The 23560-nt window shown below is 42.2% G+C and carries 23 protein-coding genes; 17 read left to right on the plus strand and 6 right to left on the minus strand.

Going from position 1 to position 23560, the window contains the following annotated elements; translation table 11 throughout:
* The first annotated feature begins 623 nt into the window (after positions 1-623).
* From M2419_RS16160 to M2419_RS16175, 4 genes are read left to right on the plus strand one after another with little or no spacing between them, the layout of a single operon-like run.
* The gene (locus M2419_RS16160) at positions 624-1001 is read left to right on the plus strand and encodes a hypothetical protein (protein WP_182330469.1); all 378 of its coding nucleotides are present in this window, start codon (positions 624-626) and stop codon (positions 999-1001) included.
* Between the two features lies 1 nt (position 1002).
* The gene (locus tag M2419_RS16165) at positions 1003-1629 is read left to right on the plus strand and encodes a TlpA disulfide reductase family protein (protein WP_259255374.1); all 627 of its coding nucleotides are present in this window, start codon (positions 1003-1005) and stop codon (positions 1627-1629) included.
* Entirely contained in the window at positions 1622-4828 is a 3207-nt protein-coding gene (locus M2419_RS16170) for a SusC/RagA family TonB-linked outer membrane protein (protein ID WP_259255375.1), read from the plus strand. The genes M2419_RS16165 and M2419_RS16170 overlap by 8 nt, the downstream gene beginning before the upstream one ends.
* Before the next feature lie 28 nt (positions 4829-4856).
* Positions 4857-6200 carry a RagB/SusD family nutrient uptake outer membrane protein gene (locus M2419_RS16175; RefSeq protein WP_259255376.1) on the plus strand — a complete coding sequence of 448 codons (1344 nt, stop codon included), beginning with the start codon at positions 4857-4859 and terminating at the stop codon, positions 6198-6200.
* Positions 6201-6243: 43 nt separating this feature from the next.
* On the opposite strand, the gene M2419_RS16180 is transcribed toward M2419_RS16175, so the two are convergent.
* The 3 genes from M2419_RS16180 to M2419_RS16190 all read right to left on the minus strand — a co-directional run bounded on the left by M2419_RS16180 (position 6244) and on the right by M2419_RS16190 (position 7737).
* Positions 6244-6633: a hypothetical protein gene (locus tag M2419_RS16180; protein WP_259255377.1), complete on the minus strand. Its 390-nt coding sequence runs from the start codon at positions 6631-6633 to the stop codon at positions 6244-6246.
* Positions 6634-6740: 107 nt separating this feature from the next.
* On the minus strand, positions 6741-7499 hold the full coding sequence (locus tag M2419_RS16185; RefSeq protein WP_259255378.1) for a Crp/Fnr family transcriptional regulator: 759 nt from the start codon (positions 7497-7499) through the stop codon (positions 6741-6743).
* A 25-nt stretch (positions 7500-7524) separates the two neighbouring features.
* Positions 7525-7737: a hypothetical protein gene (locus M2419_RS16190; RefSeq protein ID WP_259255379.1), complete on the minus strand. Its 213-nt coding sequence runs from the start codon at positions 7735-7737 to the stop codon at positions 7525-7527.
* Between the two features lie 144 nt (positions 7738-7881).
* Here M2419_RS16190 and M2419_RS16195 point away from each other — a divergent pair, with 144 nt between their 5' ends.
* The 9 genes from M2419_RS16195 to M2419_RS16235 all read left to right on the plus strand — a co-directional run bounded on the left by M2419_RS16195 (position 7882) and on the right by M2419_RS16235 (position 14075).
* Positions 7882-8802, plus strand: coding sequence for a hypothetical protein (locus M2419_RS16195; RefSeq protein WP_259255380.1), 921 nt, complete (start codon positions 7882-7884; stop codon positions 8800-8802).
* Positions 8803-8873: 71 nt separating this feature from the next.
* Complete coding sequence (locus tag M2419_RS16200; protein WP_259255381.1) at positions 8874-9932, plus strand: histidine kinase; 1059 nt, start codon at positions 8874-8876, stop codon at positions 9930-9932.
* Positions 9933-9961: 29 nt separating this feature from the next.
* On the plus strand, positions 9962-10714 hold the full coding sequence (locus M2419_RS16205; RefSeq protein ID WP_259255382.1) for a LytTR family DNA-binding domain-containing protein: 753 nt from the start codon (positions 9962-9964) through the stop codon (positions 10712-10714).
* Positions 10715-10744: 30 nt separating this feature from the next.
* Positions 10745-11050, plus strand: a complete 306-nt coding sequence (locus M2419_RS16210; RefSeq protein WP_259255383.1) for a hypothetical protein — start codon at positions 10745-10747, stop codon at positions 11048-11050.
* 371 nt (positions 11051-11421) lie between these two features.
* Positions 11422-12066 carry a DUF6266 family protein gene (locus M2419_RS16215; RefSeq protein ID WP_153845435.1) on the plus strand — a complete coding sequence of 215 codons (645 nt, stop codon included), beginning with the start codon at positions 11422-11424 and terminating at the stop codon, positions 12064-12066.
* Positions 12067-12148: 82 nt separating this feature from the next.
* Positions 12149-12691: a DUF6266 family protein gene (locus tag M2419_RS16220; protein WP_153845436.1), complete on the plus strand. Its 543-nt coding sequence runs from the start codon at positions 12149-12151 to the stop codon at positions 12689-12691.
* 28 nt (positions 12692-12719) lie between these two features.
* Positions 12720-13106 (plus strand): hypothetical protein, encoded by a 387-nt coding sequence (locus M2419_RS16225; protein WP_153845437.1) that lies wholly within the window; start codon positions 12720-12722, stop codon positions 13104-13106.
* Positions 13025-13585: a CHAP domain-containing protein gene (locus M2419_RS16230; RefSeq protein WP_259255384.1), complete on the plus strand. Its 561-nt coding sequence runs from the start codon at positions 13025-13027 to the stop codon at positions 13583-13585. The genes M2419_RS16225 and M2419_RS16230 overlap by 82 nt, the downstream gene beginning before the upstream one ends.
* A gap of 64 nt (positions 13586-13649) precedes the next feature.
* Positions 13650-14075: a hypothetical protein gene (locus M2419_RS16235; RefSeq protein ID WP_259255385.1), complete on the plus strand. Its 426-nt coding sequence runs from the start codon at positions 13650-13652 to the stop codon at positions 14073-14075.
* Between the two features lie 110 nt (positions 14076-14185).
* Here M2419_RS16235 and gldM read toward each other — a convergent pair whose 3' ends face one another.
* Complete coding sequence (gene gldM / locus M2419_RS16240) at positions 14186-15721, minus strand: gliding motility protein GldM (protein ID WP_259255386.1); 1536 nt, start codon at positions 15719-15721, stop codon at positions 14186-14188.
* Positions 15722-15751: 30 nt separating this feature from the next.
* On the minus strand, positions 15752-16564 hold the full coding sequence (gene gldL, locus M2419_RS16245) for a gliding motility protein GldL (RefSeq protein ID WP_259255387.1): 813 nt from the start codon (positions 16562-16564) through the stop codon (positions 15752-15754).
* Positions 16565-17386: 822 nt separating this feature from the next.
* Between gldL and M2419_RS16250 the strand changes: the two genes are divergently transcribed.
* The 4 genes from M2419_RS16250 (at position 17387) to M2419_RS16265 (ending at position 22047) form a co-directional block, all read left to right on the plus strand.
* Positions 17387-18472, plus strand: coding sequence for a mechanosensitive ion channel family protein (locus M2419_RS16250; protein WP_259255388.1), 1086 nt, complete (start codon positions 17387-17389; stop codon positions 18470-18472).
* Between the two features lie 85 nt (positions 18473-18557).
* Positions 18558-19640 carry an endonuclease/exonuclease/phosphatase family protein gene (locus M2419_RS16255; RefSeq protein WP_153845441.1) on the plus strand — a complete coding sequence of 361 codons (1083 nt, stop codon included), beginning with the start codon at positions 18558-18560 and terminating at the stop codon, positions 19638-19640.
* A 104-nt stretch (positions 19641-19744) separates the two neighbouring features.
* A complete protein-coding gene (locus tag M2419_RS16260) occupies positions 19745-20875 on the plus strand; it encodes an acyltransferase family protein (protein WP_153845442.1) in 1131 nt (376 codons plus the stop codon).
* Positions 20872-22047 carry a C1 family peptidase gene (locus M2419_RS16265; RefSeq protein WP_153845443.1) on the plus strand — a complete coding sequence of 392 codons (1176 nt, stop codon included), beginning with the start codon at positions 20872-20874 and terminating at the stop codon, positions 22045-22047. The genes M2419_RS16260 and M2419_RS16265 overlap by 4 nt, the downstream gene beginning before the upstream one ends.
* 57 nt (positions 22048-22104) lie before the next feature.
* On the opposite strand, the gene M2419_RS16270 is transcribed toward M2419_RS16265, so the two are convergent.
* Positions 22105-23361, minus strand: a complete 1257-nt coding sequence (locus M2419_RS16270; protein ID WP_153845444.1) for a tyrosine-type recombinase/integrase — start codon at positions 23359-23361, stop codon at positions 22105-22107.
* Positions 23362-23560: the final 199 nt, after the last annotated feature.

Here is a 23560-nt window from a genome sequence, read left to right on the forward strand (position 1 = left end):
TTGCCTCTTTTATATTTATAGATGCTTGCGTCTTACTTCCCCTTTGAGACTCTTTTTGTTAACCAAATTGTAAGATTATGAGATCAAAAGAGCTAAGAACATTTACAGAACGACGGCAGATCAAGGATCAGCTTAACCAGCTTGCAGTATCACTGCTCATCAAGAACAAATACTGCCCACCTGAATAGCATCTCAAGAGCTTAAAATCAACAGTGGCCGATAGCCCCTGGGCATCGAATGGATATAAAAAAGCCTTGATGGCTTATTTATAGCATACCAATTGTTGATTTTGCCGACCTATTTTTTTAGTTCCACGCTCTAAAATTGAACAGCCCGCATCTCTTTTATCTTCGCACTTTAAAAGTAAGGGTTTACGATTTCAAAAGCAAAGATTTTAGAAAATAATATTATAGAATTTCTATAAAAAAGGTCGGTTTTTTATTTTACCAATGGACGCGGTATCGTCTCTATCAAATTACGTGTAACTGTCCTGCACCGCGCCCGATAACCTATCTCTTATTTTTTAACCGCTGTTACCTGAGTTTTTTCAGGTTCCCGCAAAAAGCTGATTTCGGTCGGATAGGGAATGCTATGCGCTATGGTCACAGCTAAAAACTAAACACATGAAAGCCATTTATGAAGATTTACTGCATCTCGACAGGCCATTCTACGAGATCCATGAAGACAGTTACGATCCATTGAAATGTATCGAAAGCTTTTGGGGTAATTATCCGCTGGCCACAATACGCGAAAACCTCTACGCATTGGATTTGAAATGTAAAACGCTCGGGACAACCTCCGAAAGCAAATTAGAAGCCGTACAGCAATCCCTCTTTCTAGCGGATATCTTGCGCACGCTAATAGCTTATTTCCTGATGCATAGTCGCCATATTGATACAACTCAAATAAAACTGTCGACACTGGACCTGAATATGGAGGAAATCAGACTGACCAAAAAAATCAACGATTTTTTTCAATCCATTAACCAACCAAAACCCTAAGATGATGAAATCAATACTATATAATTTATACAAGGCTTTTAAGAGCAAACGAGCACGAGCGATACTGCTGTGTTTGGTTTCTATGTTTAGTTTATCTGCCCAAACGCCCCGCAAGGACAGCGGGGCTAATGGGCTTCCTGCAGTTGCAGCGATCAATGTAGGCGATCGGGTTCCCGAAGATTTTTATACCCGACAGTATAAAGTTTACACGAATGGTAAGGCTGTCACTACAGATCTAAAACACCTGAAAGGTAAGTTGGTCATCTTGGACTTCTGGGCCTCATGGTGTGGAATGTGTCTAACCCAGATGTCAAAAGGTGAGAAGCTGAGTCAACGGTATGCAGATACGCTAGCTATAGTTCTTGTCAATACCAGACATCGCCGGGATGATCTCCAAAAAATTAAAAAGGCCTACAGCGAAACGTTATCTCGGATAGGAGGAAATTTGCTCCCTACTGTGTATGATGATGAATACTTGATACGCTTGTTCCCGCATGCTTCAATTCCGAGATATGTATGGATCTCGCCACGCGGTACCGTGCTGGCAATTACAGGTCATACATTCGTAAATAAAGAACAGATTGATAATGTAATTGACTTGTTGAGGGGGCAAGGTAATTATGAATAGATGGTTAACTTACGCGCTGTTCATTACATTATGCTTCATGCAGATGGAATTAAAGGCGCAGCACAATTATACTGGAACGGTAGTAGATGAGTCTGCCCATCCAATTGCCGGCGCAAGTATTACGCTGTTGAAAACAAAGATGCAAACGAGGACAGATCGCGAAGGAAAGTTTCACGTATCGGCGATTGATATTAGTGAACGGGTATCTGTCAGCTACATGGGGTATGAAACGCGTATACTGGCGCTTACTGAATCCAAAAATAAGAACTTTTGGATCGTTCTTACCAAGAAAACGAATCAGCTTTCGGAGGTGATGGTCGAGACAGGCTATCAGCGCATTCCCAAAGACCGTGCTACCGGGGCTTTTGCACAGGTAGATGATAAGGTCATAACGCAGAGACTATCATCGGGCAATATTCTTGACCGCTTGGAAGGGAATTTTTCAGCCCTACAGATGGATCGGCGCGATGGTACCAATCAGATCAATATTCGTGGTATCAATACGCTTTCCAACGCGCTCATGGGACCGCTAATTATTGTCAATGATCTGCCTTTTGAAGGGGATATCAACGCGATTAATCCGAATGATGTGGAGACCGTTACGCTGCTTAAGGATGCGGCAGCCACCTCAGTCTGGGGGGCACGAGCCGGGAATGGTGTTATCGTGATCAAACTTAAAAATCGCAATAAACAGCAAGGAACGGCGGTAGACTTCTCATCTAATCTGACCATTACCGCAAAACCTGACCTGATGTATTTACCTAAAATGTCTTCGGCAGAGTTTATCGATGTCGAAAAAATGCTTTTTGATAAGGGGTTTTATAATACCATATTGAAAGGTACAAATTCGAATAGGGGTATTGTTTCTCCAGTTGTAGACGGCCTGTATGATCTTTCCAAAGGATTGGTCACGCAAGAGGAAATGGATGCGCGTATCGAACAATATAAGACGCAGGATTATCGAAAAGACCTGCTCCGCTACATCTATCGCAATGGTGTCTTAAGCCAAAATAATATTGCGCTGTCTGGTCGTGCTGAACAGAGTGGATACCGAGTAGGGATCGGCTACGATAGAAATACACTCAGCAAAAGGGAAAGTAATAATCAGCGGCTGGTGATCAATGGAACCTATCAGCTGAATTTCTGGAAACGCTTTAGGCTGGAGAGCAACATGCTTTATTCAAATATGAAAAATAGCTATAATCCGGACCTCATTGATTATCCAATAGCTGTCGGCGGAGGAAGAACGAACCTATACCCTTACGCACAGTTGATAGACGATGCCGGAAATCCGCTGGCGATTCCATCACAATATAATTTTAGGTATATGGAGTCCGTAGCTACGCGCAATGAAGGGCTGTTGGACTGGTTTTATCGACCTTTGGACGAATTTGGTACATCCAGAGCCAATAATAATACCAATTATTGGAATGCAGGGCTTAAGCTGTCGGTCAAACTGTGGAATAGTCTGGAGATTACTGGCCAATACGGCTTTGAAGGTCAATTGGGTGCGAATCGAAACTTACGCGGACAGGAGTCTTTCTTCACGCGGGATCTGATCAACCGTTTTACGCAGATCGATAATGGGACGGTAAAACGGATTGTGCCGCTGGGGGGGATACTGACCAATGGTAACAATGATTTCACCAGCCATAAAGGAAGAGTACAGCTCAATTTTGCACACACATGGAGTGACCTGCATGAACTGAATTTCTTTGGCGGCGCTGAAGTGTCGGCACGGACGGAAGAAAGCAGCCTGTTTACAACCTATGGTTTTGATGAAAATCTGTACAATAGCCAATTGATAGATCCGATAAATGCTTATCCGATCTATGATGGTCTGAGTGGATTGAGCCGTATTCCCTATACAAATGGGTTTGATAAACGAATGCGTCGATATGTATCGCTATTTGGGAATGCTTCCTACACCTATCGGGGGCGATATATCTTTTCGGTAAGCGGCCGGAAAGATGCCTCTAACCTGTTTGGGGTAAATGCCAACAACAAATGGAATCCTTTGTGGTCGGCTGGACTGGCATGGAAGCTGTCGGATGAGGCTTTCTTCCCGAAGAATAGAATGGTTAATAGCTTGAAGCTGCGGTCTACATTAGGGCATAGTGGTAATTCGGGTGGTATGACAACCAGTTTGCCTATTATCAGTTATATGTCGGGACTAAATACAGATGTCAGTACTTTTCCACGTGCCATTGTCTCGTTGCTGCCCAATCCATTGCTCCGTTGGGAAGATGTCCGCATGTTCAATATAGCGTTGGACGCTGCCTTGTTCAATAATCGTATTGTGCTTTCCGCGGATGCCTATTTTAAAAAGTCGACGGACCTTTTTGCTTCTGATCCCATCGACCCGACTTATGGTTTTAGTACTGTGCGAAGGAATGTGGCTATTGCTTCGGGAAGGGGTATTGATATTGATCTCAATGCAAAAATATTGGATGGAAACTTTAAATGGAACACGAAGGTGCTATTTACAATCAATAAGGATAAAGTGGACAAGTATTACGGCGGTACCTGGCGTGCTTTGACCTTTACAGCTTATTCTGGGCGAAATGTTTCTCCAATCGAAGGTAAGGCGCTTTATCCAGTATTCTCTTACCGCTTTATGGGACTTGATCCTGAAAATGGCGATCCGCAGGGATCGCTGCAAGGCGCTACTTCTAAGGATTATACTAAAATGTTGGCAGACTCCATCCAAAATCTGGTGTACCACGGTTCGGGAATCCCGCCATATTACGGATCGCTCAACCAGACTTTTAGCTGGAAATCCTGGCTCTTGAGTGTCAATATCGCCTACAAGTTTGGCCACTTCTTCCAGAAGGAAACAATTCGGTACCTCGATCTTTTCAATGGTTGGCGTACGCATGGGGATTATGCCAAACGTTGGCAGAATCCGAGAGATGAATCTCAAACAACCGTTCCATCGATGACTTATCCGGCCAATTCAAACCGTGATGATTTCTATGCTTACTCGGAAGCCAATATCGGTAAGGGGGATATTATACGCTTGCAGGATATTCGTTTGCAATATCAATGGCTGCTCATGCGTAAGTTTCCCGTACAGGCTTATGCTTCTGCCAACAATGTAGCGCTGCTATGGAAAGCCAACAAATGGGGCATAGACCCCGATTTTAACAATATGCCTCCTGCGCGAAATTATAGCTTGGGGTTATCAATTCATTTTTAACAGAAAGGAAGGAATTATAATGAAAAATATGATGTGGATAGGCATCTTTCTATGGAGCCTTTGCTGCCAGTCTTGTACTAAATTTTTGGACGAAAAGCCACAGTTATCTGCGGCTACTCCCGACAAGGAAGAGGACTTAAGAGCACTTTTGGACTTTGAGTCTCAGATCAATCTCTATTATCCGGGACTAATTGAGCTGGGTACAGATGACTATTATCTGAACAATGATACCTATAATAATATGCTGGCCAGTTTTCAGGAGGCTTATCGATGGGATAAAGAAATGATCACAACGGATGTCGCCTATTGGAGAGCCTGTTATAATACCATTATGATCGCCAATATTGTGCTGGAAGGTGTTGAGCGTCTGCAGCCAATCAAAAATAAAGATATTGAAGGCGAAGCCCTATTTGTCCGTGGGCTGGCACACTTCTATGCGGCTCAGTTGTATTGCCCGCTTTATAATGAGGTTGAGGATAGCCCTTTTGGGCTGCCGATACGGTTGACTTCCGATTTTAATGTTCCTGTTACACGTGCTACGGTACATGAAACGTACAAACAGATTATTGATGATATCAAAGGGGCAATCCCATATTTGAGGGATCAGGCCGCTGAGATTAATAGACCGAGCAAACGAGCAGCGTATGCCGCATTGGCAAGAATATATCTGAGTATTGCAGACTATGAGCAAGCACGGTATTATGCCAATGAATGCCTGAGAATAAATGCAGATTTGATGGATTTTAATACTATTGATGCTAAGCTTAATTACCCCATCACGCCAAAAAATGTAGAAATGATCTACTATGGATCAACAATTTCGGGAAGCGCTGCACTGAACAGCAGTCGGGCCAGAATACCCATGGAAGTATATGACCTATTTGATGCTAATGATCTCCGTAAACTCATTTATTTTAGATCCGTGAATGCAACAGAATATGCTTTCAAAGGTTATTACTCTGGTCGTTCGGCTACTTATTTTGCGGGCTTCGCCAATGATGAGCTTTTTCTGATCCGGGCAGAATGCAATGCCCGTTTAGGAGCTACGGAGGCGGCATTGGTGGATATCAATAAACTGTTGGAACATCGGATCCGAAAGGGCTCATTTGCCGCATTGAAATTATCTAATCCGGAAAATTTATTGCGCTTGATCCTAAATGAGCGACGTAAGGAAATGTTATTTCGAGGTGTAAGGTGGTCAGATCTGAAGCGATTGAATCTCGAACCCAAGCATGCCGTAAATCTGGTACGGGAGGTCATAACTAATGGAGAAACGAAACGATATGAACTACCGGCTAACGATGCCCGTTATCTATATCCCATTCCGGCCGAAGTGATTAGTCAAAGTAATATTGAACAAAATCCGAGGTAAGAAACGGAAGTAGGCTTCCGATGAGGGAAGCCTGCTTTTTTGTCTACTGGTTGGAGCGAAATGCTTGTACAGTAGTGTTGGTGTTGGAACTGGATACTGCATCTTCAATCTGATCCTCAACTGTCACGCCGGGTGATACTTGATGCGACATGTCGGGCTGACCCGAACCGTTGTCTGGTGCTTTGATGGAACAGATCTCCTGGTCATCGTCACCACACTCAAATTTAGGTGTCAACGCATAATTCGCTGGATTGGTTGGATCTGAATTGACCAGCTCATTATTGTACCAAGTCTGATCATCAAGTGATCTTGATACTGTTTTCTCCATTTTCACCTCTTCCTTTTCGGTGAAACTTTGGGCTCCATAAGCGAGGCCCAATCCTAATACGGTTAATGTGCCGGCGCGTAGCCAGCTGTTTCTTTTTGTAAGCATAAGCTTAATGTTTAGTTTATAAAATGTTTGTCAAAGCCAGCAATTTCGCTGCCTCTAATACAAAGTTGCATGCAAAACAAGTCTGATATAGGCCTGTACCATAGGAGCTATTTTTGAGCATATTTGCCCGTCAGCAGAAAATACTGCGCCTGCTGAACCGTGTGGCGCGAGATGCCGAGCAGATCTGCCTGCTCAATTTGAGTGGTCGCAGCTTTAATTTCGGGCAACAGCCGGGCAAAGTTGAGGTAGCGCTCAAAAGGCGAGTAGCTCAAGGTAGCCTGCCTAAGCAAAACCAGTTGCCTCTTCTTTTTATTACCCAATACGTCAATCAATGTATCGATGGATTTTTCCTGTTCCTGAAACTGCCTTAGTACCGAATGTGGGATCGCAATAATAATTCCTGAACGGAGTGCTACAATATGCCCGCTGTGTAGATGATGTGTATAGAGGTGATTGGTCGTCATTAAAGCCATGTTTGGAATAGCCAGGCTCATAATCCTGCGCTTGCCGGTTTTAGTATTTTCTTCCACCCGCGCCAGGAGGCCTTTCGCGACAAAATAGGTCATCTCCGAATGACGGTCAGCTGAACTGAGTTGCTCGCCTCGTTTGACAATCTTGACTTTGAGGTTGTCCTTTGCCCACTGATAGTGAAATTGATCTATCGTGTGATATTTCCCCAAAAAATCAAACAATAGTTTGAATCCCGCCTTGGGGTTGTGCTTAATTGACATAATAAAGTGTTTTGTTGGTTTATCGAGTTTACTGACAGTAATATCTATTGAACTAGCAAAACTACGATGATTGAAGATCAATGAGGAAACTACCCCTATAAGACCTTTTGCCTCTAGAAAAACCTCTTTTGCCACCCAAATTATCTACAAAATGGAAAGTTTAGGAACCAAATGGCAGATGAAGACGATGTCCTTTGGCTCTCCAATTATTAGTTGAAATTTTACTCCCGATCGATCCACAGTCTTCAGTGCCTGAAGCCGTAATGCTGTTGCGAGAACAGCCTATGGTTTTATCTTTTACGAGAAACAACGTGGAAATAACAACATTATTAGCCCAATTTGGACTATACAATCCACCTCCTCTGACCATCACTGACCTGATGTTAGGTAGTGATGAAGAGGACGATGGAGGGAAATGCAATATCGTTTTCCCTTAAGAACATGATGATAACTGAGTATGCTATGCCATATCCTTGGGCATAGCATATTCCCAATATTAACCCTAAAATAATTTTATATGCAATTTACTTGGAGAGCCGCTATGCAGGTTTACACCGAAAAGGACTGGCGGGAGTTTGTTTTTTTCTCGGCCAATGTGCAGCATCTTTTGGGTATCCATCAGCTCGATATCCAGCAAAATCTACACCGTGCGGCGATCAATTTCTCAAGGCGGCAGGCAGAAACGGACGCTACTAAATTTCAGTTTGAGGACGAAACCTATTGGATTGCTCCAGAACGCGCTCAATTTATCTTAAGTTTTCACTTTGGCTACTATAGGGCCGTCCCAGCTTTTCTGGTTCAGCGCGGCTATAAACTTTGTATACCTGTGGCTAAAGAGGTTATATTGCAGCAGTCACAGCATTACGCAGCTTTGCTCGGTGATCGTTGGCAAAAACAAGTTGTATTTCTAGACGCCGAGGATCCTTATCTTTTCTTTAAGTTAAGGCAGCAGATGGATCTTGGCTTTCACATATTCTGCTACCTCGATGGCGGGGTAAGTGCCGCAAAAGATTTCCAGGCGCAAAAATTAAGGGAAATTCCTTTTCTAAATGGCAGCATTAAGATAAAGCATGGGATTCTACATATGGCTTTTTTGCTTCAAAAAAATATAACCGTTTTGATTGCCAGAATAGTGGCAGAAAATGAGCCCATTGTTATTTGTGAATTAAGTCATTGGTATAAAAACTGGTTTCCGAGCGGCAGGCAGTTTACGGACTATTTTAGCCGCATTATTTATGAGGATTTTGAGGAAGCCTTATTAGAATATCCGGAGGCCTGGGAGGCCTGGTTTTACCTACACAAAATCATGTCACCGAGCTCGGATGTAGCATCGTGGCCGGCAACTAATCGTATAATTTCATTTAGCATGAAAGAGAAACAGTTGCTGCTTGATAAATTTACTTACCTGAGTTATCGCTTGCCTGGAACTATTTTTTGAAAAACTGATCTAGATACTTGTTTAAACATGATGTTATAATTATCTTTAGGTTATCAATATAAACCAATAATATGAATAGGTTCTTTAAAGGAAAGTGGTTGTTGCACTGCTACTTCTGGATAGGATATAGTTTTTATTTTTTCGTGGTAAATGCACTTGGCAATTCCAGACTGAATCTGGGAGCTTCCTTCATCACCGTATTTTATTGTGCGATCATCTTCTATGCGGTTTATCTGATCTTGAAGTATGTTTACGATCGGGGTCATATACTGGGAACTCTAGTGTTGATGATAGGCTTCTATTTACTCTCCGGAATATTCGTGTACTACGAATTGTATGGAAGATTTGGTCTGGAGATAATAAATAATAGGTATGTCATCACTAAACACGCTTTTAGTTGGGGGAAGTATATCCAGACCTTTCTCGTCATGCACAGTAATTATACGGTGATGGCGGTGGGCTATTATTACTATAAGAGTAAGCTTCGCGAATCAAATGATAAACTTGAAGCTGTAAACGCACGTCTCGCCGCAGAATCTAGCATGAAATCCTTTCAGTATACGACCTTATCTGCGCAGGTGCATCCGCATATGATGGCAAATATCTTTAGCCATTTAAAAAATAAGGTGGCCCCATATGATGTTGAATTGGGAAGGCAGCTTTCGGAACTTTATCGCTTAATGAAATTCTATATGGAGGCCCATCAGGTGGAGGGGGCAACCCATATTTTATTAGGGGATGAAGTGACAGCACTGGAGCAGTACCTGTCCATACAGGAGAAAGTCGAACCAAATCCTTTTTACATAAAACTTTCTTGCACGGGTAACCTGATGCGATTCAGTACTGCGCCGACATTATTGCAGACGCTTGCTGGTAACTTATTTAAACATGCGGACTTGTGGGATAAAGATCACCCGGCCAAAATCGACATTCTTGTCGGCCATGCCGGCTATCGAATTAAGGTTAAAAATAAAAAACGAAGTGGGCCTCAGATGATGCCAAGTCACGATGTGGGACTTCGAAATGTACGAACACGCATGGATTACCTCTTTGGAACGGACTTTTCGATGGAAGAAAAGCAGGACGATGAGCATTATGAACTCACGCTAAGTGTGCAGCGCTACAACTAATTAAAGGAACAAAAAAAATGACGGAAAATATGAATAGAATATGGATTGGGATCATCATTGATGACCAAAAGTCGCATATCGACCATCTGCTTGAGATGGTCGAAGAGATTGGCTATGTGCAGATTGCCAAAACATTTAGTGATCCGCAGGAAGCCCGGATTTTTCTGCGTGCCAACAAAGTGGACTTTATGATCCTCGACGTGGAGCTTGGAAGGATTAACGCTTTCGATTTTTTAAGAACCTTACCCAGCTCAAATCTAAAAACGATACTTTATACGGCACACCGCCAATACGAAGATCCGGGATATGATCTCGGTGTCGTTGATGTGTTGCTTAAAGAGGTGTCTAAGAGCCGTTTCTATGCCGCACTGCGCCGGGTGGATGAAGCGCTCGCTAAATTGATCCCACTCGCTGATCACGATTCACTGGAAAATTATACGTATTATTTTATGATCAAAGGGCCGGTGCGTTATCAGCGTACGGAGGTTCGTATGAAAGAACTTGTTTATGTGGAAAGTACCAATGGACAGGTTAAATTTCACATGATCGGGGGTAAAACACTGAGCTGCAACAGTACCATGCGGGAAGTACTGGGGGGACTGCCGGTTAAGTGGTTTAAGCAATGCCATCAGAGTATTGTAATTAATATCAATTTCTTTTACAGCTATGGAGTCGGCGGTGTCTTGATGACTGAAGGGACGAAAAAAACACTTCCTGTAGGTGATAAGAAACTGTATGCAGACTTCTTTAGCTTCATTAACTCCAATATCCTTGGTGGCTAAGCGTATTTGTCATTATAAACAATTAAAAATATGAGAAAAGATTCGTTTAACAATATCGGCCGTAACACAGATGCGCATCTCTTGCAGGCTTTACATATTCTCTTTACAGAAATACAAGTATTAAAAAGAGCAATACAGGATAGCTTTCAGACAGCGGATACCACTGTCGAACTTCGTGATACAGCATTTGTCAAAGACACCGTAGGCGTATCGGACCGTACGTTGCTGCGGTATCAAAACTTAGGCCTTATTCAGGTGTACCAGCGCGATAAAGGGGGCAAAAAGTATTTTAAGCTTGATGACGTGCTCCGGCTCAAACGTTACTTAAATGGCTAGGCACCTCGCACCTGCTTATGCCTTTATCCACTCCTTCCATAGGCTTTGTTCGCCGATATCCCTAGTCTGCCCCTAGTTTAGACCTAGTGTTTACCTACTAAACTAGGTCGGAACTAGGGGCTTCGTCGGTAGCTGATAGGTTAAGCTCAGACGCAGGTTATAAGCAGCCCTTTCAATGGTCTGTGCAGTGGCGTTGGCGTTGGTTATTGGCGGTCGTCGGACAATTGGTGGGCAACCGTCGGACAAGCATCGGACAATCTGTTCTGTCCTGTATTTTTCTGTTTATGAATGCCTTATGTTTGTTCTGTCAAGCAAAAATACCGGTATAAAAATCTTGGCGATTTATTTTTTAATCCTTAAAATTTTTAAAAATGGGAACAATAGTAAACGGAGCAAACGGGGGCTTTAGTGGTAAGGCCGGCTCAGTGATCGGTGCTAGCTGGAAGAGCATCAACTATATCAGAGGACTTGCTAAAAAGAGCAACAAACCTTATACGGAAGCGCAGCTGATCGTGCAGGCAAGATTTAAGACACTGATGCGCTTTCTGCTACCAATCAATAATTTTCTAAAAATCGGTTTTGGCCAGAAGAAGGCAGATCGTCTTACACCGCTCAACTATGCTTTTCAGCTGAATCAGGAACTGGCTATTCAGGGTGTTTATCCTGCACTAAATTTGGATTATAGCAAGATCCGAATTGCCGATGGAATCTACGGTGGTGGTGGAACAGTAGAAGCGGGATTCGATGCAGATGCCCTAACAGTGGTCTGGTCGACGGCTAATAACGATGTCTACGAAACAAAGGGTGACGATCTATTTTATTTAATCTGTTATCATCCGGTGAAAGATGAATTCATGACTTCGCCGACCGTGGCGAAAAGGCAAGATGGAGAGGTCACATTTGGGGTACCTGAGCATCTGTTGGGTGATGCCGTGCATATCTGGTATTTTATGTCCGATCGGACAAAGACCAAAATCAGTAGAAGCAGTTATCTCGGTGAAATAATGCTTGCCTAGGCTGGATCAATTGCCAGGGGATCATTTGCCCCTGGCAGATTTTGGAAAGGAAATTTGAACGTTAACATTAGTACAGTTTCAGATGAAAAAAAGAAAACAAAATAAGACAATAGGGATGCTGCTGACGCAGCAGAAATTTTACCTGGCGAGCCAATATCTGCTGCCATTGGCATCGATTATTAAGGATGGATTTGCGCAGCGTATACAGCGAGAAAAAGCAAAGCAGCTGTCTGCACGCAATCTGGCAATGGCGCATGCTGTAAAATATGCTGTCAAGGGTGAGTACCCCCAATTATATGTTGATCCCGCTCTTATCCTACTATCCGATGGCCCCGTACAGAACGTAAGCGTCGAAAGCATTACGCTAGGAAATAATGCCTTGCGGCTGAGTTTTGACGGTGGTGAGATTACAGCCTTGAATCACGATGACGAGCTGCTATTAGTGGTTTATGATCCGATAGGGGGTGTTGCTATCCGTAATGAGACGCTGGTAACGCGCTCGGACTCGGGCTTAATGCTCGAACTGCCTGATTACATGCAAAATGTCGGCCTCGATGTCTTTATCTTGGTGCGCGACCGGAATCGAAACCGCTATTCGCGCAGTCAATATGTAGGTAAGGTATAACTATTTTATATCATTAAATTATATCACTATGAACAGTGTAGAAATGAAAGGACCATGGTATGGTCTAACACAAAAACTGCCGATTGAGCCCAAGTATCTGCTCGGTATGGCAAGTATATTACTGGTAATTATTTTCCTATTTGTTGGGAGTATATTACAATTTTTCGACCCGGCATCAGCTGCGCTTGATCTGGGGGTACTGTCCCTGCTTTATTTTGGGCTAATGGCCGGACTGGTCTTTATATGTTGCTGCATCTGGTTGCTGGAATATCTATGGAGACCCTTCAAATATTATAGACAGGATATTTATTACCATTTTAATCAATTAAGCTCATGGCAACAATCCATTCTTTATTTCTCGGTTTTTTTTCTATTGCTCTTTGCATTTCTGCTGCTACTGGAAATGCTGTTTTAAGCAGAAAGTATAGCGATGCTTATACGACAGGACGTAACACCGATCTGCTTAGACGGCAGATTTATAAAATTGCAGCAAATGAAATTGGGGTAAGGGAGACCGGAGGCGATAATAAGGGGCCAGAGATTTCGGAGTACCTGGCCTATGTAGGCCTAGATGAAGGTTATGAATGGTGTGCAGCATTTGCCAGCTGGTGTTATGGGCAGGCTGGTCTTTCAATACCGCGCAGTGCATGGAGTCCTGCGCTCTTTCCCAAAGCTCGTCGTCGTCCACAAAACCAAATCGATAAGGGAGATGTCAAGCCGGCAGATCTATTTGCTATCTATAGCAGCCAATTGAAACGGATTCGTCATGTCGGCCTGGTTAAAGCGCTGAATGGTCCTTTATTGATCTCGGTAGAAGGCAATAGTCATGACCGGGTAGAATCGCGGCGGCGTCCACTTGCGACTATTTATGCTATCGCAGACTGGATTGATTGAGGAGGGTGCGGTCATGAATAAATACACAATTTCAGTCTTTGGGAGTCCAGTGTTTTGCCTCTTCATGATAAGCATTTTTGTGGTCATCAGTTGTAGTGTCTTGCAGGGAAAAAAGCAGCTGGAGGAGAAATCTACTAAGATCTATAGCCAATATGAGCAGCAGAATTTGCAATTTCATCAGAAACAGCAGGATCGTTTGTCTTCCTATTGGTATTTTAGTACAGATAGTACATTCTGGTTTCACCCGGATAGTGGATTATGGGCCAAGAGCGGGAAAATTTTTGCTCACCTGTCGAACATAAAAAGTGCCGAAGAGAATTTGCAGCTGCGGCAGGCAAACAGCGAAGCGGCAAGCGTTTCGGATTCGCGTGTGAAACGGGAAAATAAGGTGTTGTCAGCTGAATTCTTTACGATAGGGGTCGTTTCACTAGCTGCGCTAGGCTATTGGATCTGGTGGCGACGGAGAAAAAAGGCTATGATTAAGGTTTAAAACAGAGTTCACCTTAAAATCTGTGTGTTTTTAAGGTGTGTCGTAGCCAAAAAAAGCCCTGCTCTTTCTGGGAGCAGGGCTTGTTATGTAGCAGATATAGGTCGGTTATATTAATTTGCTGTTAAAGCAACTGCATTGAGTTGTCTGGAAGTTCCATCAGGACCTACAGCAACGATATTGTCGAAGATAACGCGTGTGCCTGGTACAATGCCATTCAGGGCTGAAGACATGCTTGAGCTCAGCTGGCCACCAGAAGTGGACAATACGATTGCATCTGCACGCGGCTTAGCAATAATCATCGTAAATTTGGTGACCCTAAAAGTTGCGTCAAAGTCAAAGTTATCCAGTTTGGCAAACAATGCATTTTGTGCTTTAAGTGCAACGGTAGCCATTGATCCACCTGTTTTGCCAGCAAACTTGGCAATCGGATCCGGAATCCGTTTCACACGGAATTCTGTCGAACTCAAAGTTTGTGTTTTTCCCGGTGCTACCTCAGCCGAAACAGAGATATGTGCTGTACCCGGTGAACTTACCTTCACATTATATTTACCGCCACCAGCACTTGAAATACTTCCACCACTCATGCTGACACGGATTTTATCGGTAGATGTGCCCGGAGCTGATACTGATATAGGGTTGTTTACACCGATATAAAGTACATTCATTTTGTCTGGTGATACCACTGCCGAAGGACGAGCTACTTGGTAGGTCTGTACAGGGGTACGATATTCTTTATAAGATCCGTCGGTTTGTTTTACTTTGATCACACCGGTCCAGGTATAGATACCTTCCCGACTGGTGTTGACCGAATAAACACCTTTTCCATCCACCACCTGAAGTGATGATCCATTAACAGAAATGGCCGGTTCAGATTTGGAATCAGATGCAGTCAGAAATACTTCGGCTTTATAGGGCTGTCCTTGCACCAAATAAGATGTAGGAGCTACAGCAACCGCTGCAAATTTATCCAGGTTCACCACGGCCTGATCCATTTTGCCTAAGATGAGCTTCACCACATCAGATTCTGCATTTTGTGCATCGGTCTGGATTTTGGTTAAAATAGTCATCGCTGCGGTCAAAGGTGTGCCACTGCCAAAATTAATTTCTTCCCAGGATTTTTTACCGTTTACAGATTTCTCGGGATCTTTCGCCTCCAGAGAGAACGAAACCATCTTTTGTTCTTCAGGTGTGAGTAGGGCCAACAGTTTAGTACGTGTTGTATTGATTTTATCTTTTAAAACAGTTCCTTTTTTCTCATTGATCATGAGATTGGGGGAGATATCCTCGTTTTCACGTTGGGCCAGATCGCCTTTTTCTTCATCGTATCCACCACCTTGTTTAACGAACTCTTCTTTTAAAGAACCAATATATTGATTGAGTTCTCCAATAATAGCCTGCGCTTTTTTTGCCTTGTCGTAGATCGGTTTGGCACGTGCGGGTTCTTCTTTTAATTTGGTGTTTTCGAATGCTGTGAACAGTTGTTGAACGGCTGTGCTGACATTCGATTTGGATGTTTCGAGACTGTTATTGATATTTTTGAATGCATCCAAGATGGAATCCGGTACATTGAGCGCCAATAAGGCGAGCAGGACCAGATAAAGGATGCCAATCATCCTTTGTCTTGGAGTTTCTCTTCCTAATGCCATTGTTTTTGATTTAAGTAATACAAGAATTAATTACACACGCGGTTGATTCATCGCGCTCAGCATATTGCCATAAATGGCATTTAAGGCATTGAGGTTTTTCGCTAGCTTGCCCACTTCATCTTTAAATGCTTTGGAATCATCCAGCGATTCGTTGAAGTTCTGCATGGTAAAGCTTAGGTTCTCATAAAACTTGTTCATCGATTGTAAATGTGAGGCCGAATCGCGCAATTCACGTTCGTACATTGCATTTAATTGACTTAGGTTGGTTGTTAGACTTTTTACCTGTTCGTGGTAGTTGGATGTATCGCCGGAAGTATTTGACATGGCGACTAGGTTTTCTGACGCTTTTTCAAATGCGTTGCTTAGGTTGTCAAATTTTGAAGTTGCTGTTCGGAGCTTATTGGTGAATTCTTCTGTCGCAAGTGAAACATCTGAAAGCTTATTGATAGCGGATACTTTTTCACTAAAATCACGCAGGCCACGACCGAGATTTTCAATGCTTGCGGGTTCAATATTGGCATCGGCAAACATCTTATCCAAAGCGGCTGTGGCCGATGGACTTGCGGGTTGGGCAACAACAGTTTTTCCTCTTTGTGGTAGCTCACCATTAAAATTGTCGTCCAATTCGGGATAAACCCGGGTCCAGTCTGGTTCCGGTGCTGGCGGATTGAAACCCATTAAAAAGAAAAGGAAGGCTTCTACACCTAAACCGATTCCGATCATATAATTGGCTGTGGTGCCGCCGATATGTAGAATCTTAAATAGTACCCCGATGATGACGATACTCGCTCCCCAGGATATGGCCACATTCAGCCATCTAGAATTGTCTTTTTTCTTGCTCATTGTTATCTCTATGTTTTGGTTTAATTTTTCTTGGAAAGCTTGAAATTCCTACGCTTTAAACTTTATTATAAACGGTAAATACCTTTTTTATAGTATGCTTAAGTAAAGCACGCCATGTAAAGCTAGTTATCTGTTTGTAATTGGCTCTGTAGGCTCAAAAAACATACCAAAAGGCTATTCATCACTTCCAAAATATTAGATACTGAGAATTTAAGTTAAGAGCATGAAGTTGTTGGATATATTTTTGCTAATCTGCTATAGCTTGATTGGATTTCGTTGTAGAGAATTATAAAGAGCACATTTATTGAGGATTAAATATAAAATAAAAAAAGGTTTTCACTCGGGGAGAATGAAAACCTTCAAATAACCAATTATAAACCTATCAAGGTGATGTAAATATATGGTTTTTTTGTTTTGTTTGTAATTTTAATCTGTTTTTTATCTAATTTTTTAAATGAAAGGTGGTTTTTGTTGATGTTTTAATTATTTATGTATTTTATTTTGCCTTTTTTTATTAATATTTTGTTTTTTTTGTGCAATTGTCTGCTTTTTTGTAATAAATAGGTGTTTTTATTTGGTTTTTTAACTTCTTTTTTGTTGAATAAGGGTGTTTTTGTGTGGTTTTAATCTTATGGAAGGTGTAAAATTTTGTTTTAAATCCCATTTTTTAGATCGGTAAATGCTCGTCTATGTTTAGCAATATGCGTAAAATTATTCTTAGCTATCCTTTCAACCGATTTTTCTCAAAATAAAACAAACGTTAGACCTTCAGGGCCGTTATACTTTAATGAGATATAGTCGTAAACACAAAGAAATAACACTATGATGAACGAAACATTAATTCAACTTTCACAGAAATGGCCCGCTTGGCTCTGGAATATTGCATTAATCCTCTTTTCATTTTTGATCGGTATCCTGATTAAACTCATATTTATTCCCCTACTACGGCGTCAGGCCATCCAACAGGAATCCTACTCCCTTTTCCGTTCCTTTATTAGGCGCTTTAATCGTGTGCTGAGTGTGTTTATCCCATTAATTGTTTTCAATAGTTTACTGCCTTTTACCCAATTTAACGAAAGGACGCTCCGTGTGGTGAGCAAAACCAATGAACTTTTATTGGTTAGTTTCTTTGCTATTGTGTTGATACAGGGCATTAAGGTTTTTGAAGATTATCTCTATCATCGCTTTGATATTAACAAGGAGAATAACCTGCGCGAACGAAAGATCAGGACGCAAATCGTCTTTATCCGAAAAGTGGTCGTTACCCTGATCATCGTGATTTCTTTGTCGATTATCCTGTTAAGCTTTGATAGTATGCAAAAGATCGGCGCCGGCTTGCTCACAGGCGTGGGGGTGGGCGGAATTATCATCGGTTTTGCTGCACAGAAGTCTTTGGGAAATCTCCTCGCTGGCTTTCAGATTGCTTTTACACAACCTATACGTATGGATGACGTACTGGTGGTAGAAGGGGAATGGGGGCGTGTGGAGGAAATCAATCTGACCTATGTGGTCGTCAATATCTGGGATAAACGGCGTTTAGTATTACCCATTACCTATTTTATTGAAAAACCCTTCCAAAATTGGACACGTACGACTTCGGAGATATTAGGCACCGTATTTATCTATACAGATTTTACCGTACCTGTCCAGCTATTGCGTGAAAAACTGACGGCCTTACTCACCGGACATCCGCTTTGGGACGGTCAAGTAAACGTGCTTCAGGTGACTGATTTTAAAGAGCGTACCATGGAGGTCCGCTGCCTGATGAGCTGCCGCAATTCGGGGCAGGCTTTTGACCTGCGCTGTTTTATCCGCGAGGAAATGATAGCGTATATCCACACAAACTTCCCGAATGCACTAGCCAGGACAAGGGTGGATTATCAGGAGGGTTTTCAAAAGGATATATAATAGCTGAGGAGCGCTTGAAAAATGATGGTCTGTTGAAAATAAACGTAATTTGTTTAAGTTTGTCTAAAATTTTAGCGCGAGCGATATGCTGATTTTCTATACTGTTTTCTCAGGGATATTAATTGTACTGAGTGTATTACCGTTTGCCCAAAGCCAGCATTGGATTTTTCGGGTAGCTGAATTTGTGAAGCTGCAGCTGCTGGTATTTCAGCTGCCGGCTTTGGCAATTGGTTTTTATCTCGTGGGGGAAGATTCATGGATCTGGTGGTTGCAAGGTGTACAGTTGGCGCTGATTGTATATCATGCCTATATATTGATCCGCTATACCAAATTTTGGCGTCGTGAAAAATATGAAAAGGGCAAGGATTCATCCGATAGCATTAAAGTAATCTCCTGCAATGTGCTACAATTCAATTCAGCGTATCATCGCTTTATTGAGCTGATCAAAAAAGAACAGCCGAATATTTTTTTGACCATGGAAAGTGATGCGGCATGGGAAAAAGCCTTGCGAGAGTTGGAGAGCGATTATCCTAATTTTGAGAAGGTAACTTTGGACAACACCTACGGTATGCACTTTTATACCAATCTGAAGATCAACAAATGTGAGGTGCATTATTTTGTAGCCGATGATATTCCCAGTATTGAAGCTGAACTGGAAACTGCCGACGGACATCGTTTTATCTTTTTTGCCGTTCACCCGCCGCCGCCGAGTCCGACAGAAGAGGAAACTTCCAAAGAAAGGGATGGCGATCTGCTCAGTGTGGCCAAGCGGGTGCGCGATTATAAAATGCCCGTAGTTGTCACAGGAGATTTTAATAATGTGGCCTGGGCCAAATCTTCCCTTTTGTTCAAAAAAACCAGCAGATTGATCGATGCACGAATCGGACGTGGCATTCTTTCTACCTTTCATGCCAACTATTGGTTTTTCAGAGTGCCGCTGGATCTGTTGTTTCATAGTCCAACCGTATTTATTGACAAGCTATTTATCTATCCATCAGTTGGGTCCGACCATTTTCCCATGGGCTGTACATTTTTTATCGATCGCTATTCCGAAGAGCAGGCGGAAGATATTGAACATTTGGAAGCCGGCGACATGGCGGATGTCAATGAGATGATTGCTGAGGGTAAAGAGGAAGAAAGCGACAATCGAATTCCAGAAGGGAAATAGGGAAGTTAAATTCCGTATCGGCTTTCTTTTTAATGAAAAAAGGAAGAAAATTTGTTTAAAATGCTTAATTTAACTACACTAAGCAAGATAGCCAAATCCAATCCATGGAAAGAGATCATTCTTCTTCGTTAACTTCGGCAATGCTCTTGTCGAAAACTATCGATTTTCTCCGCTTCCCCCTGATCGTAGGGGTCGTATTTATTCATACTGATTTTTCGAATATCGTCATTCAAGGTTCAAAACAGGTTAATACGCTTCATTTTCCTGTTTTCGCACAGGTTTTCTTCTTGTTTTCGAAGCTCGTCTTCGAAGTCTGTGTGCCGCTTTTCTTTTTTATCTCAGGCTTTCTTTTTTTTTATCGTACGGAGTCCTTCACGTTTGAGGTCTATCTCAAAAAATTAAAGAGCAGGCTGCACAGTCTGTTTATTCCTTACATTTTTTGGAACTTGGCGGTACTACTTTTTTTCTTTCTGGCACAGACTTTTTTCAGTGGACTTTTATCGGGCGCCAATAAGCCAATTGTTCAGTACAGTATATCAGATTGGCTTTGGTCTTTTTGGGATACTTCGCATATCCATCTCCAGGCAACAAAAAACTTACCCATCAATTCACCTTTTTGGTTTATCCGTGATCTCATGGTGCTTGTGGTCCTGTCGCCCATCGTTTATATTTTAATTAAAAACTTACACCTATTCGCAGTGCTGGTAATAGGGGGTATCTGGGTCTGCAATCCCTATTTTTATCTGCCTGGATGGAGTACGGTTTCTTTCTTTTTCTTTTCGGCAGGGGCTTACTTTAGTTTGCATAAGAAGAATTTTGTGCTCCTCATGAAGTCTTTCTTGCCCTGGCCAATTCCATGTTATATCCTGCTGCTCGTATCGGCATTTTATAGTTTGGGCGAAGACTGGTGGAGCTATAGCTACTGTGCCAGTGTATTGGTAGGCTTAATAAGCGTGGTTGCAGTAATCGCCTGCTTTATCGAAAAGGGACGCTGGCGGCCCTATTACTTTTTGGCCAGCGCCAGCTTTTTTATATTTGCTTACCACCGTTTACCGTTGGTTTTTATTATCAAATTCTTATTTAACCAGATTAGACCGCAAACGGATGCTACACTGCTGTTTTTGTATTTTCTCTGCCCAGCTATTGTTATACTGTTGGGACTATTGTTTTATTGGGCTATTAAGAAACTGTTGCCCAGCTTTACGGCAGTTATTTGCGGGGGTAGATTATCATGAAAAAAAAGAATTGGATTATTTTAGCAATCATCGTTGCTATATTGGCAGCCGTAGCCATACTTTATAGATTTTATTATCCGAAAAATATAAAGTTGCTCAAGTCGGAGTTTGTTTTTACGGAGTTGATCCGATTGAAAAGTACAACAGTGAAGAACCAGGGAGCTTCCAATACCTGTTGGTCTTATACCGGGAACTCTTTTCTCGAATCAGAAATGATCCGAATGGGTAGAGAGCCTGTAGCGATTTCGCCACTATATACCGTCAGGAAGGCTTATCTTGAACGAGCGAGAAACTACCTGCGCCTGCACGGTGGCCTAAAATTAAATGAGGGTGGACAGCTTCATGATGTCATGCAGATACTGCGTATGCATGGGGCAATGCCTAGAGCTGCCTACACGGGAATTAAAGCGGGTAAAAGCTCGAGCAACTTCAAGGCCCTGCGCGCTGTACTCAACAGTAGACTATCCAGTATGGTAAAAAGCAGGGAGCTGAAAAGGAGCTGGGAGCAAGATGTGGAGCTGCTAATGGATGACTATCTGGGCAAAGTTTCCGCGAATTTTGACTATCAGGGTAAATCCTATACAGCACGTAGTTTTGCTGATCAGGTGATAGGCATCGATCCGGATCAATATATGCACATCGCTTCTGTTACCACTGCTCCCTATTACAAAGCATTTGTTTTTTTGATTCCCGACAATTGGTCGTTCAGTCAGTTTTTGAACCTTCCTATGGAAGAACTTACCATTGTTATTGATCAGGCTTTAAAAAAGGGCTTTACGGTAGCGTGTACAATTGACATTTCGGAACCTGGTTTTTCCTGGCCTTATGGCATCGCGTATGTTCCCCAAAAGTCGGCATCAGACATGACAGCGGAAGAAAAGAAGATGCAATTCGTCAGGCCACAACCTGAACGTAAAGTTGATGCTATGGCGCGCCAAAGCGCATTCGATGCATGGCAAACAACAGATGATCATGCGTTACATATTATTGGCTTAGTAAAAGATCAAAACGGAAAAGAATACTATATAGCTAAGAATTCTTGGGGCAGGGGCAATGCCTTCCAGGGCTTTGTCTACCTCACGAAAGAATACGTACGCTATAAAAGCACAGCCTTGATGCTTCACAAAGATGCTCTTCCTTCTGCCTTAAAAAATAAGCTGGCGATCCACTGAAATTGTAAATACCAATTGGCTCGGCAAGTACTCGATTTTCCCAGTTAGGTGTTTAACCTAGCTGATTAAGTGATCTTCTTTTGTCCTGCTTCGATTTTGATACATGTTTTCCAGGTAAGTCCCTAGGGATCGGGTACGTTCGGTATCCACATTGCTGATATACCGCTGAAACATCTGTTCTGTACTGTGTCCAGTGGCATCCATCAACAATGCTGTAGGAATTTTACCATAAAAATTTGTGGCAAAACTCCGACGGCCGATATGGCTGGTTATGGCTTCACATTTTGGAATAAGCTGGTCTGAGGAACGGAATCCGTTCCGCTTCCTGACTTTTACCAGCGTGGTAATACCTGCAAGACGTGTCACTTCTTTGATTTGCTCATTATATTTTTGAGCAGTCATTTTATGGGGGAAGCGATGCCCGTTATTCGACATAATAATTAATGCCGTAGGATGAAGTGGAAGTAAAATGCTTTTCTGTGTTTTCTGTTGGGTGAAGGATAAACAGGGCTTGCCGTCCAGAATCTCCATCATATCGAGATTGAAATTCATAAAATCTGACACACGTTGACCTGTGTAACAACTGATCACTAGCCAATCTTTTGCAGCCTTCAGATGGACTGGCACCTCTATATTTTTTATTGTGCTAATTTCATCTTCACTGAGGCTGACGGCATGGTTTATTTTTTTGACCTTGGGCAGTTCTAATTCATAAACAAAAGTTCGTACGCCTCTTTTTTCTAAAAAATTAAGTACTGTACGCACAAAATGTATGGTGCGGTGTGTAGTACTTATACTGTAGTTTTCGGCTTCACCATAGGCAATAAATTGCTGTACAAAAAGGCTATTCACCTGATCTAGCATCAGATGTTTTTGCTGATACCCCTCAAAGCGTTTTAATAAACGGAAGAAGACGAGGTAGCGTTTGTGTGTGGTCGAAGTAATAAGGTGAATTCGGCTTTTGATAAAATTCTCTACACTCTGTAGCAGTCCACCTGCTGGAAGCGAAGGCGTCGCCTCTGAGCAGCATTTTTTGACTAAGCGGTTGACTGCACGGAGAGAAAACTCCTTTTTACTCGACTTTAAGTCAGAAAGATAAGTCGATATTGCAATCTTCAGTGCATCGAGCTTTGTGTTTAGCTTTTTAAAATTTTTCAGATAAATGTTACAGGGACGCTGTTTCTCCCCATCCCATTGTGCAGGGATAATTTTTAAAGGAGTTTTAATAAGAAGCTGCTGTTGTTGATCGTCAACAAATGCAAGGTAGATGAATGATATTGAAGTAGGATTCAATAAGGTAAAATTAAAAATCATGAGGTAAACTTTTTGCTATTGTCTGAGCATAAAGATACTAGATTATACAGATTAGTCTAATTCAGACTACAATCCTACCTATTCAAATATAACTATTTTTTTTAATTACTTACAAGATATGCCTTTAAAATAATCATTCGGTTAGTAAATGTTTTTAATTGTACAAAAAACAAGTTAGAAATCAAAAACTTTTCTACTT

Source organism: Sphingobacterium sp. BIGb0116 (genome assembly GCF_024808035.1).
GTDB lineage: Bacteria > Bacteroidota > Bacteroidia > Sphingobacteriales > Sphingobacteriaceae > Sphingobacterium > Sphingobacterium paramultivorum.

What these genes read in the sequence shown, in the direction of transcription:
- M2419_RS16160 (WP_182330469.1), top strand. Translation starts at nt 624, where the DNA reads ATGAAAGCCATTTATGAAGATTTACTGCATCTCGACAGGCCATTCTAC.
- M2419_RS16165 (WP_259255374.1), top strand. Translation starts at nt 1,003, where the DNA reads ATGATGAAATCAATACTATATAATTTATACAAGGCTTTTAAGAGCAAA.
- M2419_RS16170 (WP_259255375.1), top strand. Translation starts at nt 1,622, where the DNA reads ATGAATAGATGGTTAACTTACGCGCTGTTCATTACATTATGCTTCATG.
- M2419_RS16175 (WP_259255376.1), top strand. Translation starts at nt 4,857, where the DNA reads ATGATGTGGATAGGCATCTTTCTATGGAGCCTTTGCTGCCAGTCTTGT.
- M2419_RS16180 (WP_259255377.1), bottom strand. Translation starts at nt 6,633, where the DNA reads ATGCTTACAAAAAGAAACAGCTGGCTACGCGCCGGCACATTAACCGTA.
- M2419_RS16195 (WP_259255380.1), top strand. Translation starts at nt 7,882, where the DNA reads ATGCAATTTACTTGGAGAGCCGCTATGCAGGTTTACACCGAAAAGGAC.
- M2419_RS16200 (WP_259255381.1), top strand. Translation starts at nt 8,874, where the DNA reads ATGAATAGGTTCTTTAAAGGAAAGTGGTTGTTGCACTGCTACTTCTGG.
- M2419_RS16205 (WP_259255382.1), top strand. Translation starts at nt 9,962, where the DNA reads ATGAATAGAATATGGATTGGGATCATCATTGATGACCAAAAGTCGCAT.
- M2419_RS16210 (WP_259255383.1), top strand. Translation starts at nt 10,745, where the DNA reads ATGAGAAAAGATTCGTTTAACAATATCGGCCGTAACACAGATGCGCAT.
- M2419_RS16215 (WP_153845435.1), top strand. Translation starts at nt 11,422, where the DNA reads ATGGGAACAATAGTAAACGGAGCAAACGGGGGCTTTAGTGGTAAGGCC.
- M2419_RS16220 (WP_153845436.1), top strand. Translation starts at nt 12,149, where the DNA reads ATGAAAAAAAGAAAACAAAATAAGACAATAGGGATGCTGCTGACGCAG.
- M2419_RS16225 (WP_153845437.1), top strand. Translation starts at nt 12,720, where the DNA reads ATGAACAGTGTAGAAATGAAAGGACCATGGTATGGTCTAACACAAAAA.
- M2419_RS16230 (WP_259255384.1), top strand. Translation starts at nt 13,025, where the DNA reads ATGGCAACAATCCATTCTTTATTTCTCGGTTTTTTTTCTATTGCTCTT.
- M2419_RS16235 (WP_259255385.1), top strand. Translation starts at nt 13,650, where the DNA reads ATGATAAGCATTTTTGTGGTCATCAGTTGTAGTGTCTTGCAGGGAAAA.
- gldM (WP_259255386.1), bottom strand. Translation starts at nt 15,721, where the DNA reads ATGGCATTAGGAAGAGAAACTCCAAGACAAAGGATGATTGGCATCCTT.
- gldL (WP_259255387.1), bottom strand. Translation starts at nt 16,564, where the DNA reads ATGAGCAAGAAAAAAGACAATTCTAGATGGCTGAATGTGGCCATATCC.
- M2419_RS16250 (WP_259255388.1), top strand. Translation starts at nt 17,387, where the DNA reads ATGATGAACGAAACATTAATTCAACTTTCACAGAAATGGCCCGCTTGG.
- M2419_RS16255 (WP_153845441.1), top strand. Translation starts at nt 18,558, where the DNA reads ATGCTGATTTTCTATACTGTTTTCTCAGGGATATTAATTGTACTGAGT.
- M2419_RS16260 (WP_153845442.1), top strand. Translation starts at nt 19,745, where the DNA reads ATGGAAAGAGATCATTCTTCTTCGTTAACTTCGGCAATGCTCTTGTCG.
- M2419_RS16265 (WP_153845443.1), top strand. Translation starts at nt 20,872, where the DNA reads ATGAAAAAAAAGAATTGGATTATTTTAGCAATCATCGTTGCTATATTG.
- M2419_RS16270 (WP_153845444.1), bottom strand. Translation starts at nt 23,361, where the DNA reads ATGATTTTTAATTTTACCTTATTGAATCCTACTTCAATATCATTCATC.